The sequence below is a fragment of the Thioclava sp. UBA3469 genome (genome assembly GCF_002378135.1).
In the GTDB taxonomy this organism is placed as follows: Bacteria; Pseudomonadota; Alphaproteobacteria; order Rhodobacterales; family Rhodobacteraceae; genus Thioclava; species Thioclava sediminum.
Map to the genome: position 1 here is coordinate 1 of NZ_DFRG01000204.1, position 15,102 is coordinate 15,102.

12 protein-coding genes and 2 pseudogenes are annotated in these 15,102 nt (G+C 61.0%); 3 read left to right on the forward strand and 11 right to left on the reverse strand.

Translation table 11 applies throughout. The features are described 5' to 3' along the window. Nucleotides 1–132 precede the first annotated feature (132 nt). The 7 genes and pseudogenes from B3D39_RS14715 to B3D39_RS14745 form a co-directional block, all read right to left on the reverse strand. A pseudogene (locus tag B3D39_RS14715) lies at nt 133–525 on the reverse strand (IS5 family transposase); the annotation flags it as partial. Between the two features lies 1 nt (nt 526). Continuing rightward, nucleotides 527–616, reverse strand: a pseudogene (locus B3D39_RS14720) (transposase); the annotation flags it as partial. A gap of 289 nt (nt 617–905) precedes the next feature. Beyond that, nucleotides 906–1,385: a hypothetical protein gene (locus B3D39_RS14725; protein ID WP_088726923.1), complete on the reverse strand. Its 480-nt coding sequence runs from the start codon at nt 1,383–1,385 to the stop codon at nt 906–908. Next, the gene (locus B3D39_RS14730) at nt 1,378–3,819 is read right to left on the reverse strand and encodes a hypothetical protein (RefSeq protein ID WP_141104883.1); all 2,442 of its coding nucleotides are present in this window, start codon (nt 3,817–3,819) and stop codon (nt 1,378–1,380) included. Before B3D39_RS14730 ends, B3D39_RS14725 begins: the two co-directional genes overlap by 8 nt. Nucleotides 3,820–3,835: 16 nt before the next feature. Next, nucleotides 3,836–5,740 carry a hypothetical protein gene (locus tag B3D39_RS14735; RefSeq protein WP_141104884.1) on the reverse strand — a complete coding sequence of 635 codons (1,905 nt, stop codon included), beginning with the start codon at nt 5,738–5,740 and terminating at the stop codon, nt 3,836–3,838. Then, nucleotides 5,737–6,675 (reverse strand): tyrosine-type recombinase/integrase, encoded by a 939-nt coding sequence (locus B3D39_RS14740; protein ID WP_166504553.1) that lies wholly within the window; start codon nt 6,673–6,675, stop codon nt 5,737–5,739. Before B3D39_RS14740 ends, B3D39_RS14735 begins: the two co-directional genes overlap by 4 nt. A 477-nt stretch (nt 6,676–7,152) precedes the next feature. After that, entirely contained in the window at nt 7,153–7,404 is a 252-nt protein-coding gene (locus B3D39_RS14745) for a DUF2312 domain-containing protein (protein ID WP_274963338.1), read from the reverse strand. Between the two features lie 206 nt (nt 7,405–7,610). On the opposite strand from B3D39_RS14745, the gene B3D39_RS14750 reads away from it, so the two are divergent. Next, nucleotides 7,611–7,826 carry a hypothetical protein gene (locus B3D39_RS14750; protein ID WP_075774390.1) on the forward strand — a complete coding sequence of 72 codons (216 nt, stop codon included), beginning with the start codon at nt 7,611–7,613 and terminating at the stop codon, nt 7,824–7,826. A 29-nt stretch (nt 7,827–7,855) separates the two neighbouring features. Here the strand turns inward: B3D39_RS14750 and B3D39_RS14755 are convergent, their stop codons facing one another. Both B3D39_RS14755 and B3D39_RS14760 read right to left on the reverse strand, forming a co-directional pair. Further along, on the reverse strand, nt 7,856–9,877 hold the full coding sequence (locus tag B3D39_RS14755) for an enoyl-CoA hydratase-related protein (RefSeq protein ID WP_274963337.1): 2,022 nt from the start codon (nt 9,875–9,877) through the stop codon (nt 7,856–7,858). Between the two features lie 131 nt (nt 9,878–10,008). Further along, nucleotides 10,009–10,347, reverse strand: a complete 339-nt coding sequence (locus B3D39_RS14760; RefSeq protein WP_274963336.1) for a TraR/DksA family transcriptional regulator — start codon at nt 10,345–10,347, stop codon at nt 10,009–10,011. A 194-nt stretch (nt 10,348–10,541) separates the two neighbouring features. On the opposite strand from B3D39_RS14760, the gene B3D39_RS14765 reads away from it, so the two are divergent. Then, complete coding sequence (locus B3D39_RS14765; RefSeq protein ID WP_078519514.1) at nt 10,542–10,967, forward strand: YeeE/YedE family protein; 426 nt, start codon at nt 10,542–10,544, stop codon at nt 10,965–10,967. After that, nucleotides 10,967–11,467 carry a DUF6691 family protein gene (locus tag B3D39_RS14770; RefSeq protein WP_078519515.1) on the forward strand — a complete coding sequence of 167 codons (501 nt, stop codon included), beginning with the start codon at nt 10,967–10,969 and terminating at the stop codon, nt 11,465–11,467. Before B3D39_RS14765 ends, B3D39_RS14770 begins: the two co-directional genes overlap by 1 nt. 46 nt (nt 11,468–11,513) lie before the next feature. Here the strand turns inward: B3D39_RS14770 and B3D39_RS14775 are convergent, their stop codons facing one another. Continuing rightward, on the reverse strand, nt 11,514–12,749 hold the full coding sequence (locus B3D39_RS14775) for a FliM/FliN family flagellar motor switch protein (protein ID WP_274963335.1): 1,236 nt from the start codon (nt 12,747–12,749) through the stop codon (nt 11,514–11,516). A gap of 81 nt (nt 12,750–12,830) precedes the next feature. Continuing rightward, a partial coding sequence (locus tag B3D39_RS14780) for an ATP-binding protein (RefSeq protein ID WP_286789839.1) occupies nt 12,831–15,102 on the reverse strand: 2,272 nt, incomplete at its 5' end.

A 15,102-nucleotide genomic window follows, 5' to 3' on the forward strand; every position in this document is an offset into this window, starting at 1 on the left:
AGGTGGGATGCAGCCGCCGCTTACCGATCGACAGCATTTCCTTACGCAGCAACTCGCGCAACTTCGGCGTCAGATCGGGACTCTGTTGCGCAATTCGGCTGTTAGGCGAGGTTCCCCTATCCCCGGACAGACTTATCCCACGACCTCAGTGACAGGTATGCCGAGCGCGGTGTAGCCATTCAGGACGGCTATGCGGATTTGGAGTTCAGCGACCTGACGGTCGAAGACCCGCGCCATGAGGCGCTGCCCCAGCAGTTTCATACAGTGCATCTTCGTTTCGACGCGGCTTCGGCGGTGATAGCCGCTCCAGTTTCGCCAAAGCGCCCGACAGAGATATTTCGACGCCCGCAAGGCTTCGTTTCGAGCGACCGCTCCGGCAGTGTTCGGCTTCCATGGTTTTGCGTTCTTGCGGGGTGGGATGACGGCGGCGGCGCCTCGATCCGCAATGGCATCATGGCACTTGCGCGTGTCATAGGCGCCGTCTGCGGTGACGCTACCGATCTCCTGTTCGGGTGAGATCTGATTGCTTGCGGCACAAGTCCGCGCACTTCGCGCCTGCCTCGTGTTCGGCCAGGATGCCGATGATCTGCTCGTCCGTGAATCTCGTTCGCTTCATTGTCCGTCCTCAAGTTGGGTCGGACTCTAATCGATGGTGGAGGAAAAATCCCGTGGCAGGTCAAAATCCAACCTGTTGCGCCAAGTCGCGCATCATGCGCGTTCGAATGGCTAAATCTGGGTCTTGAGCCGGATCTAGGCATTGCGGCGACTTAAAGTGGATATCAGAAATATGAAGTATCAACATAGAATTTCAACCTTCATCTATAAATCGAAATTTCGGGCACTCTACACGCGAGCAGGTTGCATGAGAAGGCGGCGAAGATGTGAAAAAATTCTGAGCACACTAATCACTCATTCTCAGGGAACAATCGAACCACAGACCCGCTCTGTCTTGAGCTTTTCAACTTCTTTTTTAAGCGCTCATAGCGTCTGAGAAGTTCCTGAAGCCGCTTTTCAGCTTCTGACCGCAGCTTGAAGTGATAAGCTGCATGTTCACGCGCGGACCTCAACTCGGCACGCAGCTCAGCGACCTGAGCACGCAAATCCGCAACAACATCCTGGCGATTGCCAGGCTCGACGCCCATTTCACCCGCTTCAAGTAGAACAAGGTTTCGCACTTTCTGATACTTCGTGGCCTCAGTCGCGATTAAACCGCGCGCACGCCCAGCCTCGCGTGCTACTGATGAGATATTAATTGGCACGCTTCCTCTCTTCTTTAGCCACTCCTTATGCTTCGGATGCCGCGGCTGGCCAACCTTGAGGCGCTCGATCGCAGCAAGGAAATCCTGTTCGATGAGGTCTGCGGCTCGGCTGCGGTGTCTAGGCATCCAACAATTCCTTCACGCGAGCATCCACCCGCCTTTCGAGGGCTGACGGGTCCGCCCCCAGCTTTCGAGCCAAGGCCAAGGCTTGGCGCATTCGAAAGCTCGTCACTGCGGCAAATGGATCAGCTTCTTCAGATTCGTCACCTTGCACCTGGGCAAGCGCTAGCGGCACCGCATGAGCAATATACCGATCCTCCCAGTAGGGCCGGTGCCACTTCGCGATAACGAAACTAGGACACCCTGCACAAAGAGAAGGCTCACGGGTGTCATAGTTAGGTGCGAGACGGTGCGCCCAACGCGCGTGGCCCTCGGTGCCACCAGCTTTGTGACAGGCCATTTTTGACGCACTACGAGCTCCACAGATGCCGTAGGGTTCGTAAAATAGTCGATCTAGACCAGCTTCATCGACGTAGTTGAAGGCTTCATCGTAGGCTGTCTCAGAGTCTACAAATTCAATTTTGCGCCCCAACTCGCCCTTGATCATTTGCTCGAGCTCATCTCCAAATTGGCCCGCGAGAGGAGCCAAGCCCCGCGCTGTGTCGAGAGCCAGAAGAGCCGAATGCTGATGCCGCACGTCGTCACGTTCGCGCAGCAGTGCCGGATCAGACATTATATAGCCCCCGTCCGTCATCGCGATCGAAACGTGGTGAAAGTGCATTTGAAGTATCGGCAACATTCTTCCATCAACCCGGTAGGCAAAGTTTGCAAACAATTTGCGCAGCTGGTGTGTCTTGAAATTACGGCCATGACTCTCTCGATATGGAACCAGTTCACGATCAAGAGTCGGGCGTGCCGCATCGTCCGGAAGGCCAGTTAGATCAACCCACTCTTCAATGAAATCGCGAACAGTGTCGCGGAGCCTATATGACATCGCTGAAGAGATCCCACTGGCACTCTTTGGAAGCGCCAGTGTGTTAGTGAAGTGGAGAAACAGAGACTCCGTTCCAAGCATGACACGCCACGGAGCCATCAATCGATCGACTACCTGCATGGCGACCACAGCAGGAGGCAACTCGCTGGATCCTTTCAGTCGGTAGCCTAGCGTCCATTCAACCGATCTCGGTGTCTCCTCTGTCTTTGATAATTTGCTACGGAGGATAAAAACCTCGCCAAGCCCTGAAGTGCTGTCTCGGACTTTGACCGAGGAAGGAAGTCCGGTAGTCTCATCGCAACCAGCCTCCAGCGCCGCGATTTCGCCAACGCGCATGCCCGTGGTGGCCTGAATAACGACATGTGCTGCGGATTGAATTGCGACCACCAGTTGGCGAACACGATGCGAAGCTTTGCTCGACTGAAGGAAGAGACCTTCCCGCTTAGCCTGCTCTTCCACTACAGAACGCCATTCGTCGTTAAAGAATAACGCTCCCGCTTCGCTGGCGTCCGCTCCCGCTTCTAGCAGCAACCTTTTACTATCGATGTAAGGGCGGATTTTTGTGATGAATGGAAGCCCGCCTTTCCTGGAAGCATCACCCGGCCGTCGATTGTTGTTACGCGCGCGGTCGACAATGGCTTCGAGCCCCTTCCTGACCTTGCGGACATGCTCCTTATTCCACATGTCTGGATCAAGCGGCCAGTGCCAAGGTCTCCCATTAACTTCTTGGAATTCAAACGACTGAATGAATGTTTTCTGCGCACGAAGCGCGATTCTGTCGGTCCGGCTGCTGCTTAAAGCTGTCAGACATCCATGCGCCAGCGCTATCACGTCTTCTGCCGGCTCCTGTAGCATACGCAGGCTCGTATTCATAATTGGTATCGCAACTTCGTCCGGCAAAGGACGATACGCACCGAATGCGATCTTTGCGATCTTTTTCGTGACATCATGGGCAGTTCGGCGGCCAAACGGGGGGCCGGGCATAGGCTCAATGCCTGCGCGCTCTAAGACTGCGCGCTGCTGCCACAAGAACGAAAGCGGTCGGAGCTTATTGTAGATTTCTGCCTGCGTCGGATCAGTTCTGCGTCCGTGCTCCACCTCATCCTCTGCTTGATGCTCAAGCTCCTTCAGGTAAGCACTGGCTGCCAGTGTATCCAACTCTTTTGGCCACGTGATATGGTTGACGCAAAGCCATCGGACGAAATATCGAAATCCCGGAGAAAGGCTACTCATGCTGGCCGTTGACAGAGCGCCGCCCTCGCCGGCGGGAGCCGCAACGAGCGACCAGACAAGTCGTCGAAGCCAGTCGAGCATATCGGCAAACACTGGGTTCGTTAGCTTCTGGCCATTGGGGAGATCAATATCCCAACGAAACTTACTTCGACTATTATCCGCGCCTGACGCTGAATGATCCAGCGACCATGTAGTATCATCCCAGCAGCTTCGGGATGAAACCGCTTGGCGTGCGAGTTCTTGGCGGGGCAGCAAGTGAAGAGGGCGGGCTGCGCCAACCTCAATGATTTCAGCGGTCACTCGGGGTTTGCTTTTACGCTGATCATAGGCCAAGGACAGCTCCTTAAAGCTACGCAACCGGAGGTAGCGAAACGCGAAAAAGGGTGGCGCGCTCCATTACGTTCTCTGGAATTTCTCTGATCAGGCTCTCGAGATCATGAAGAACGGGTGCCCAACGCTCCACCCACGCAACGCCAGTGGCAACACCGCGCTTTCCTTCCACGATCGCATTGCGAAGAGCAAGGTAGTGGGCGGCAGACTGTGGGTCGCGTGGACGGGCAAGCATCAACGGGCAAGAGGGACACTCACCATAAGCTGAGCAAAGCCGTCCACTCCTCTGGCCGGTGCGTGGGCTGTCATAGGGATCTAGGCAACCGAACCCGCGAGTTGCTCCCGGCGCATCGCGGGGATCCTTCAGCCCGCGAGGGTCACTTTTGCCTCCCGTTGAAGCCCAACGCACCACCAATTCTTGCGTTGCGCCAATTCGATCCTGACCATGACTGCGCACCCAACCCGACGTGTAATGTGTTCGTGTTATCCTTGCACTCTTGTGCCCCATCCGGTCCTTTACCGCGAGTATATCCCCGGTTCTCTGGTATTCCACTTCAGCTTCAGTGGCTCGAAGCATTCTCAAGCTGAAGTTTGGAAGCCGGAAACGCTCACGAAAGTCGTTGAATGCCTTCGGGGTAATTCTTGCCTCCAATCCTTGGTGCGAAAAGAAAGTGCTAACTTTCACTTGGGCGTGAAGTTGGACTGCAACAAACAAAAAATCTCTTTCCGAAGGGGCCGCCAGACGCCGCGTTCTTTCGGTAATAGACCTCAGGAGTTGAAGAATATCTGACAGGCCACCCATGACTCCCTGCTCGGCTGGAATGTCAATCGATGGCAGGTCAGCCTCGTGGGTGCTGGTTTGAGCAGTTCCTGCTCGCGGCTTTCTCCCGGTAATACTGATCCTCTTCTCGTCATGGGCGTCACGAATATTCGACCAAACCAAGCCAAGAACGGTTGAAGGATTAAATGCTGTAACGACAGCAAGAAGTATCACGAACGGCACGAGGTCACCGTTCGTTGCATATAACATCTTTCGAATTTCACCGATGCCACCGTGCTTCTTTCCAATCGCAGACATCAGGGATGAGTCTAAATTTCGTAATTCGGCTACTGAAAGGACGCGATCATCTGTGAGATCGTCTAAAGCTGCGGCGCATACACCGATATCTTCGAATAGAGGCGCATGGGAGCCCTTCGCCGCCATAGCCAGACGAGCCTCCCCGTAGCGGATCAAAGCTTCATCTTCTTCATAGCGCTGCCGAATTTCTTCAATCGAGACGAGGCAAGCTTGAACTATCTGCAATCGTTGTTCAGGCCTGAGAACCGGTGAGGGGATCGTCTTTCGACTTGATGCTGGCCAAGGTCTCACTGGAAAACCCGAGCGATAGAGAATGTGTTCTGAAAGGGAACGATATTCTGGGTTTTCGAGCAGAGCACTAACCGTTAGCTGAAAAACCCCAAGATATTGTTGGCGCGTCTTCGGTGCTAGGGGCTCTCCCTTCACTCTTGGAGAATTCAGCCACGCAACCAACGCCCCCCAAAAGGCTTCATCGACCTGATCGGGCCTCTGATCTACTTCCCGCAGGAAGGAGCTTAAACGACAGAGGATACCAAATTCGGTATAGGAACTCGTAAAGGAGATTGTTTCAGATCGAATTTGAAAGCCTGCAATTAAGAAAGAAGTCCACGCCGGCACATGCAGAAGTATTGAAAAATCAAAATATTTCCTGCCTTTCCCCTTTGTCAGCACCACGCGCAGCCGAGGCTTTCCAGACTGCGGATCCGGACTTTCGTCAATCCAACTACTACCGAGATGTGGCCAAGCCACAGGGGAATCGTTGTCCGTGACGCCGTTCGCTGCAAACCGCTCTTGAGCCTGACGAAAGACAGAAGCGGCAGGAGAAGCTCTCTTACGACCTCTCACCCAAGTAACTCCCGCAACGCCGACGCAGTGCGCTTGGAAGACCAAACTGATACATGCCGAAGGTAATAATCCATCGTGGTTTTAGCAGAAGCGTGCCCAAGTTGAAGTTGGATGTATTTCCAGCGCTCCACGTCATCAAAGCCAGCCGCTGCCATACTATGATAAGTCATAACTGCATATGTATGGCGCAGGCAGTGAAGGCTGTATTTTGGTCGCGAAACCAGCGCGATTTGATTCGTTTCAGGGTTGGTTCTCTCGGACTTTTCCGTCAGACCACAGGCATCGCAGGCTCGCTTTATAACAAGATCAATACCAGGCTTGCTTATGGGTTTTCCTACGAAGCTCTTAGCCATCTCACCATTTATTAGAAGCGTGCCTTCTTGCGCCCGCCTCCCGCGACGAGCAAGAGCGCGCCTTCGCTCTCCACTGATATAGGCTTGGATGTCCTCTACCAACCAGGCGGGAACGTCTACCCGCCGGGTCTTTCCCCCTTTTCCATAAACCGAAATCTTGTGGTGCTCGCCGAGATACTCCGGATCAACGACGATGCTCTCGAACGGATAGGTCTCTAGACCAAGCATCTCATTGGCCCGGAGACCGACAGCCCACCCAAGGGCCAACAAAACAAAATCTCTGGCACTTCCCGCCGCATTCTTCTCTGAACGCTCGGAAGGCCGCGGTCCCGCCCAACGGATTAGATGTCGCAGCTCATCCTTGCGTATCACGCGGACCGTATCGTCTTGAGACTGCTTCGGGACCAACTTATGCGAAAAGGAAACATTCCGAACTGAAGCACCTCGTCGAACATGAACGAGCATGTTCTCATCCAACTGAGAAGGCGGTAATTCCCCCCTAGCGGAAGACGCGCCAACTAAATCACCTGAATACAAACCTGATCGCGATGCATATTCCAAGAATGACAGAATGAACGTCATCCGGGTTCTCACAGTGCCGGACTTGTATGGACGCCCCGTCTGAGGTGATATTCCACAGAGATATGCGTCACGATACGCGATGAGATCCTGCCTCAGCGCATACTTCCAATCGACGGACGCTGCGGCGCAGTAATCGAGCCAAGTCACTACACTTCGGGCCGCGGTATCCCAAGTGCCCTTCGACCTAGAATCTGGCACAACTTCTTCGTTGAGCCAAAGGCAAGCGGCCTCATGCAACGTGTCGCCAACCCAGATTGACGGATGCCCCTTTGAGAGCGGAGACGACACCCCATCACCCAAAACTATGTAGTGGTTGTTCATCCGCTCCGCTCCCGCGCTTACAGCACGCGACACAGGATATCACCTAAACCACTAAGAAGTCATTCATTTTTGGGCCGCATGAACACTTTTTCATGTGACGCGATAAAACTCAAAGAGATTCGGTCGGGCCAAGAAAACAAAGCCCAACCAAGAACTTTAGATCATATTCAATGCGGATTTGTAGAGGTCGAGAATCGCCTCTTCCTCGGCCACGTCATCCTTGTCGCGTTTGCGCAGGGCGACGATCTTCTTCAACACCTTGGTGTCATAGCCGCGGGCCTTGGCCTCGGACATGATGTCCTTCTGCTGCTCGGCGATGTCTTTCTTCTCGGCTTCGAGGCTCTCGAACTGCTCGACAAACTGGCGCAGCTCATCGGCGGTGACATTGTAGGCGGCATCGTTGGGCATGGGCCTCTCCTGCTTGCGAACGGGGGTCGGCGCTCTGACTAGCCCGAGCGTCTGCGCGCATCAAGAGGCGGCGCGCGCGGATCGGCGGGTTATGGGAGGACGCCCGCCCCTCCCGCTTCTTCCCGCAAGATCGCGGGTGCCCGCGTTTTTCTTGCCTTACCCCCCGCGACGGGCTAGGCAGGCGCGCGCAACTTTCGGAGGCCGCAATGGAAAATCTGATCTGGGCAGGGGCCGTCGTCTCGGTGATCGGGCTGTTCGGCATCCTCTATTGCATCGTCAAAGTGGCCAGCGCCAAACGTGCCGGCCTGCCCGACGAAGAACTGCGCGCACGGCTGCAAAAGATCATCGCGATCAATATGGGCGCGCTGTTCGTGTCGGTGATCGGGCTGATGATGGTGGTGCTGGGCATCTTCCTCGGCTGAGGCGGCCCTGCCCCTTCAAGCACGTCCCCTTAGGCGTCGTCGAGATCGGCAAAGCATTTGCCGTTGCGGATCAGCACATCCCAGAGCGTGACCGGCTCGGGCGCGCCCTCTTCGGCCAATTCGCGCAGCAGCTTGCGCGTCCCAAGAAGGCCCGCGCGGTCGGCAGCGAACATCACGCCACCCATCTGCGGCGCGAAGCCCAGCACATGGCGCGCCGCGACGTCGATATCGCCCGCCCGATGCGCCTGCGCGTGCTGCAAGAGCCCCGCGCCGCAATTGGCAAGCTCGGCCAGAATCCGGGCGCGGATGCGTGCATTCGACAGACGCCGCGGCACGATCCCGGCCTCATCGCGCAAAGCCGCCAGCGCCTCGGCCTGATCGGGGACCGGGCGCGGCGTTCCCTCTGACCAATCGTAAAAGCCCTGTTGCCGCGCGCCGCTCGCCGCGGCATCGAGCGCGAGCAAGCTGAGAAGCGGGCCGAACGGACGATGCAGCCGCACGAAATCCTCCAGCACGGCGTCGACGCCCAGCCGGTCGCCCAACTCCAGCGGCGGGCGTGTGCCGCCTGCCTCGCGGACCGCCGCATCGACCTGCGCGACTGTGGCCCCGGCCAGCACCGCGCGCTCAGCCGCGGCGATATAGGCGACGCGCAGATGATCGGCGATGCCGCCCGCGCCGGGACCGCCGCGCAGAACCTGCGCCCCGCCCTGCCGCAGCAGCCCCGCCATCGCGTAGAGATCGGCGGGCAGCGCGCCCTCGGGCGGCACGAGTTCACACAGATCGCCGGTGCAGCGCAGCCCGAAGCCCTCCGCGCCGTCAGCCATATCCGCGGCGTTGCGCGCACTCAGAGGCGCGGGCGGGAAATTCCCTTTGCCCGAGGCGATCAGCGCATCCGAGCCCGACAGCCCTTCGCGGGTCATCGCCGCGCCAAGCCGCGCCCAATCGGCCTCGCGAATGTCGGGGGACAGAGCGCCGGACTGCACCGCGATCTCCTGCTTGCGCGCGATATCGGCAAAGGCCGTCTCGATCGCGGCGGGATCGCTAGCGCCGAAGACGACCTCGTGCCCGGCGGCCAGCAGCCCTCCAGCCATCGCGGCGGGCTGATCCCAAAGGCCAATCCGTAGCGGCGCGGGCGCGGTAGGCGTGCCCTCGCCGGGCAGATGGGCGGCGCGGCGCGTGGCCCGTGCGGCGTGGCGCAACGCCTGCGACAGCGGCGCCTCGAGCAGTTCCTGCAAGGCCACCGCCTCGACATCGAGCGCCTCGTCGAGCGGCAGCAACAGCGCGCCTTCGACCACTTCGAACAGGCGTGCGCCCACCGGCGCAAGCGCGCCTTTTCCCAACTGTGCGCGCAACGGCGCGAGATCGTTGAGATAGGTTGCGGGATCATCGAGCGCGGTATCGGTGCGCGGCACGCCCTCGGCGATCAGCATATCGAGTGCGGCGGCAATCTGGCTGCGATCGGTCGCGCCCAGCACAAGATCGCATTGGCCCTGCGCCCGGGCGGGCTCGGCCTCGACCTCCTCACCGGCGGCCACGATCGCAAGCGCCCGCGCACCGCCGATCCGCCGCGCGAGCCGCACGAGGCCGCCTGCACCGACGAAGCCGCCAAGCGCGAATTCCGGTGCCGCAAAACAGGTATCAGGATCGGCAATGCGCAGATCGGCGGCCTGCGCCAGCGCCATCGAGCCGCCCGCGATCCGCCCGGAGAGCCGCGCAAGCACCGGCAGGTCGAGCGCCCCGAGTCGTCGGCAAAGCTCCGACAGGCTCGGCACCTCTTCGCCCTTCGCCGGGCGCGGCGTGATCACGTCGAAATCTTCCAGCGGATCGGGCGCGCAGGGCCAGCCCGAAGCCCCGCCCTGCAGGACCAGACCGCGCAGGCTCGCGTCGCCTTCGACCCGGTCGAGCACGCCCCCGATTGCGCGGCGCATCTGGGCCGTGATACCGGCCCGCGCGCCCTGATCGTCAAGCGCTGCGAGCGTCAGCCAAGCCAGCCCGTCCTGTGTGTGAAATTTCACCCGGTTCGCCATCGTCCCCCACTTGTGGCGGGGCATTCCGTGCGATCCACCGCCGCGCGAAGTTTAAAGCGAAGCAGGTTCAAAACAAAAGGGAAATCGCGCATCCCCGGGGGAGGCGCGCAGGGGCAATTGACTGCCCCAGCGCGTTCGAAACGATAGGCCTGAGGTTACTGGCGGGTCGCCTTCGCGCCCGGTGCGTGCGCCCGGCAAAACGGCGTTGCGGGCAGCAGATCTAGCCGCGCCTCGTCGATGCGCTCGCCGCAGGTGACGCAAGAGCCGTATTCGCCCGCCTCGATCCGGGCCAAGGCGGCGTCGATCGCGCGGATCTCGGACTGCGCCGACTGGCCGAGGTCTTCGAGAACCTCGTCGCTCTCATGCTCGATCGCGGCGTCGTCCCAATCCTTTTCTTCGTGGCTCTCAAGCTCGGATTCGACCTGCGCCATCCGTTCCGAGAGTTGCGCCCGGCGGGTTTCGAGTTCGCTCTTGCGCGTTTCAATCGACTTCATCCTGTCCTCCTTGATCGATACAACCACCTAAACAGGCAAGCATTTATCCGCCTTGACGCAAATCAACCGGTCACACTCACGCACATATGCAGATATCAAATTGCTTGCACCGTCACGGGCGTGAGGTCTAGCATTACAACTCTGACGGGTCCGGGAGAGCCCGTTCGATCCGCAATTGAGCACAGGGAGAGCTCATGCATCAAGATTGGATTTGGGGCCTCGTCGGAGGCCTGATGATTGGCGCGGGCGCTGGCCTGTTTCTGCTGGTCAACGGCCGGATCATGGGCGCAAGCGGCATTATCGGCGGCTTGGTCGACGGCTCGGGCCGCGAGACTGTGTCCGAGCGCGTGGCCTTCCTCGGCGGGCTGATCGCGGTGCCACCGCTTCTCGTGCCGCTTTACACAACAGTCGACACCCATATGACCAGTTCCGTCTGGGTGATCGTAGCCGCAGGCCTGATGGTGGGCCTGGGCACGCGGATCGCGAATGGCTGCACCTCGGGCCACGGCGTCTGCGGCATCTCGCGATTTTCGCTGCGCGGGATCGTCGCCACCGCCTTCTACCTGCTCGGCGGTGCGCTGGTCCTCGTGATCTTCCGGCATTTTCTGGGAGTGATCTGATGCGCAATTTCTTCGCATTCCTCTCGGGAGGGCTGTTCGGCGCGGGGCTTCTCGTGGCGGGCATGGTCGACACGAAAAAGGTGCAGGGCTGGCTCGACGTGTTCGGCGATTGGGATCCGACGCTGGCCTTCGTGATGGGCGGCGCGGTGAGTGTGATGTTCTTCGTCTGGATCTTCGCGAAGCGCCGCGAAACCTCGATGCTGGGCTCGCCGATGCCGGGGCCATTTCCGAGGCTCGTGGACCGCAATCTCGTGCTCGGCTCGCTTCTGTTCGGCGCGGGTTGGGGCCTTGCGGGGCTGTGCCCCGGCCCCGCGATGGGCTCGCTGTCCTTCAATGGCTGGGAAGGCTGGCTGTTCCTGATCGCCATGGGGGTCGGGATGGCGCTCGCACCGCGGGCGAAAGCGTGGCTGAGCCTTTTGGATCGCAGCACGCTGGAAGTGCCGCCCTGCGAGAACGGGACCAAAGAGGCGTCCGCGACTTCGGCAACGCGCGGCGCGTAAGTCACCGCCGCAGACCGCATTCGCGTCCCCTAGGGCGGGGGCGCGTTCATATGCCCGACTGGATCTTGAGCGGCGGTAGCGCGTCGTCGTCTTCCGTCGAGGAGAGCGCATCAAGATCGAGTGGCTCGCCAAAATCCATGTCGGGTTCAAGCCCGTCCAACCCGCGCGGCTCGGGCGCGTGGGCGGCATAGACGCCACCCTCCGGTTCATAGGCCGGATCGAGCGGGTCGCCGAGGCTGGACAGGCCCGGCAGCTCGTCGAGCGTCGGGGCCTGCGCATAGGGCGACGCCCCGGCATCGAAAGCGTCCGCCCCACGGCCAACGCCATTCGCCGACTCGTCTTCATCGCGCAGGCGCAGCGCACGTAGCCCGTGGCTTTGGCCGAGACGGGCGAGCGAGAGCTTGCGCCGTACCTGCGCCTCGAGCGTGATCTTCTCCAACGCGTCCTCCGGGATCGGGATCTCTGTGCCGGGGCGCAGTGTCAGCACGGTAGACAGTGGCAGCGTGACGCGGTGCAGGACCGCTTCGAGCTGCGCGGAGGCCGCCAGAATGGAGCGTTCGAACGTGTCGGACCAGTCGCGCGCGGGATCTTCGAGCGTGAAGCTTTCCGCCTTGGGCCCCGCACCGCCCTCCGGATTTTCGCCCGCCGCCGGGGCCGCGCAGCGCATCGCCCCGCCCCGCCCTTCGCGCGGAACCGCCCAGAGGAAGCCGCCGCTGCGTTCGCCCCCGGTGCCGAAGCCAAGCTGCCCCGTCCAGACCCGGTAGCTGACATCTTCCAGCAGCAGGCCAAGCGGCCGGGGATCGTCGAGATGCGAGGCGAAGCGGAAGCCCCCAGCCCAGGAAATCGCCGGGTCGCTGATCAAGCCCTCCTCGATCTCGGCCAGCACCGCATCGACGAAATCGGCGGCGATGGCGGCATCGATCCGGGTGGGTTTGCGGGGGGCAGGCATGGTCTTGCCGAACCGTCCCATCGTCTGCATCTCGATCAGCGTGGCCAAGGTGGCGGGCGGCAATGCGAGCACGCCAAGCGCCTCCCCCGGCCCTTCGATAACCGCGAGCAGCGACAGATCTTCGAGCATCTCGGGCAGATCGGCGAGTGACCGCGTCGCCTCCTCGATCGAAGCGACCTGCAGCGGCAGCTCGAGCATGTCCTGCGCGACCTTGGACAGCGCGAGCGTGATCGCGCGCGCAGGCGTGATCGGGGCCGTGCCCGCACCCGCCTTCGCCGCCTCGGTCTTGCGCCGCAGCACCGATGTCTCGCGCTCGTGAACCATGGCCTCCATCCACCCGCCTTCGGGGTCTCATCGCCCAGCTTTGGCAGATCGAGGTTTACAAAGCGTTGAAAATTCCCCGCGTTTCGCGGCTTAGCGCGAAAGGGCTGCGCTCTCGGGCGGCTGATCGGAGGGCGCGCGCTGATCGCTGCGCCTCAGCGGCAGACTGATACGGAACGCGGCCCCGCCCTGCCCCGGCACGTAGTCGATCGTGCCGCCCAGATTGGTCATGATCTCGCGGCAGATCGCGAGGCCGAGGCCCGCGCTGCCGGCGCGGCTTTGATCGGTCAGGCGGGCGAATTTCTCGAAGATCAGCTTCTGGCTCTTCTTCGGAATGCCCGCGCCGTTGTCGATGAAGTCGATCTGCACGCGCTTGCCCCGACGCTTCACCTCGATCCGCAGCACCGCCTTCTCGGCATCGCAATACTTCCGCGCGTTCGAGATCAGGTTGATCATCACCTGCACCAGCCGATCGGCATCGGTGAAGATCGGCATATGCTCGGTCGGGAAATCGCGCTCGATGCGGAAGGCGCGCTCGGGCTGGGTCGAGGACGCCGATTGCACCGCGCGGTTGATAAGGTCGTGCAGATTGGCGACCGAGACATTGAGCTGTGCGCGGCGGTTCTCCAGCACGGAGAGATCGAGCAGATCGTCGAGCAGACGCGTCAGGCGACGCGCTTCCTCGTGGATGATCTCGGCATATTGCGCGCGCATCGAATCCGGCAGATCGGGCTCCATCAGGATTTCCGAGAAGGCGCGGATCGAGGTCATAGGCGTGCGCAGCTCGTGGCTGATCTGGCTGAGGAAGCTGTCCTTCTGCACCGATAGATCCTGCAGCTTGTCATTGGCCTCGCGCAGCGCCCGCGCCACCCGCGCGAGCTCCTCGGATTTCGCCTCGAGCCGCGCGGTGTATTCCTTGGCCTCCGCCGTCTCGCCCGCCACGGCGATCAGATCCTGCATCGACACCGAGGTGCCCCCGGTGAGCTGCGCGATCATCGCATGCGCCGTCGAGGCCCCGACCGAGCCCGCCAGTTTCCGCTCCAACCGCGCGAGGAAATCGGGCGTGGTGTCGGGCAGAAATCCGGCCTTGCCCTGCCCCGCCGCCTGCGCCTGAAAGAAGTGCTGTGCAGGCTCGGCTCCCAATATTCGCTGCGACATCGACAACAGGTCTTCGGCCTCGGCACCGCCTTGCACCCAAGAGCGCGCGGCGGGGCTTTGATCGTAGATATTGACGAAGGCCACACCCTGCAGCCGCTCCATCGGGCCGGGGAAGGACAGCATCGAGAAGACCAGAAAGGCCAGCGTGTTGAACAGCAGCGACCAGAACAGCGCATGCAGCAGCGGGTCGAGCCCCGCGATCCCGAAGAGCGCGTGCGGGCGCAGCCATTCAAACCCGAACAGCCCGTGATCCAAAACGATCTGCGGTATCAGCCCGGCATCGCCCACCGAGGGTAGGAACAGCGTATAGGCCCAAAGCGCGAAGCCGATCACCAGCCCCGCCACCGCCCCCACATGGGTCGCGCCGCGCCAGAAGATGCCGCCGATCAGCGCCGGCAGAACCTGCGCCGCGCCCACGAATGCGATCAGGCCGATCGCCGCCAGCGCCTCGGAGCCGCCCGACATCCGGTAATAGGCATAGCCCATCGCCAACACCGCGATGATCGAGACCCGGCGCGAAGCCAGAACCAGCCCGCGCACATCGCCCTGGGCGCGCGGCCCCTCCCGGCGCAGAGCCAACCACAGCGGCGTTACGATATGGTTCGAGACCATCGTCGCCAGCGCAATCGCGGCGACGATCACCATCGACGTCGCCGAGGAAAACCCGCCGAGGAAGGCCAGCAGCGCCAGCTTCCCCTGCCCCTCGGACAGCGGCAGCGTGAGCACGAAGAGATCGGGGTTCGCACCCTCGGGCATCCGCTCCAGCCCCATCACCGCGATCGGCACGACGAAGAGGCTCATCAGCATCAGATAGGCCGGGAAAGCCCAGCTTGCGGTCGCGAGGTGCCGCTCGTCGACATTCTCCACGACCAGCACCTGAAACATGCGCGGCAAGGTCAGGATCGCGGCCGCGGAGACGAAGGTCAGCCCCGCGAAGCGTCCCGGATGGAGATCCCATTCCGCGATCTTCGAAGCGTCGATCCGGGAGAGCATGTCCATCGGCCCGCCGCCCAGTCCCCAGACGACGAAGACGCCCACCGCGACCAGCGCGACCAGCTTCACCACTGCCTCCAGCGCGATGGCGGTGACGACCCCGTGGTGTCGCTCGTTCGCGTCGAGATTTCGGGTGCCGAAGAGGATGGTGAAGATCGCAAGCCCGCCCGCGATCCATAGCGCCGTCGCGCCTTGATCGGGCAGCGCCCAGCCT

Coding starts and splice junctions, on each gene's coding strand:
- B3D39_RS14725 (WP_088726923.1), bottom strand. CDS start 1,385: ATGCCTAGACACCGCAGCCGAGCCGCAGACCTCATCGAACAGGATTTC.
- B3D39_RS14740 (WP_166504553.1), bottom strand. CDS start 6,675: ATGACGTTCATTCTGTCATTCTTGGAATATGCATCGCGATCAGGTTTG.
- B3D39_RS14745 (WP_274963338.1), bottom strand. CDS start 7,404: ATGCCCAACGATGCCGCCTACAATGTCACCGCCGATGAGCTGCGCCAG.
- B3D39_RS14750 (WP_075774390.1), top strand. CDS start 7,611: ATGGAAAATCTGATCTGGGCAGGGGCCGTCGTCTCGGTGATCGGGCTG.
- B3D39_RS14755 (WP_274963337.1), bottom strand. CDS start 9,877: ATGCCCCGCCACAAGTGGGGGACGATGGCGAACCGGGTGAAATTTCAC.
- B3D39_RS14760 (WP_274963336.1), bottom strand. CDS start 10,347: ATGAAGTCGATTGAAACGCGCAAGAGCGAACTCGAAACCCGCCGGGCG.
- B3D39_RS14765 (WP_078519514.1), top strand. CDS start 10,542: ATGCATCAAGATTGGATTTGGGGCCTCGTCGGAGGCCTGATGATTGGC.
- B3D39_RS14770 (WP_078519515.1), top strand. CDS start 10,967: ATGCGCAATTTCTTCGCATTCCTCTCGGGAGGGCTGTTCGGCGCGGGG.
- B3D39_RS14775 (WP_274963335.1), bottom strand. CDS start 12,749: ATGGAGGCCATGGTTCACGAGCGCGAGACATCGGTGCTGCGGCGCAAG.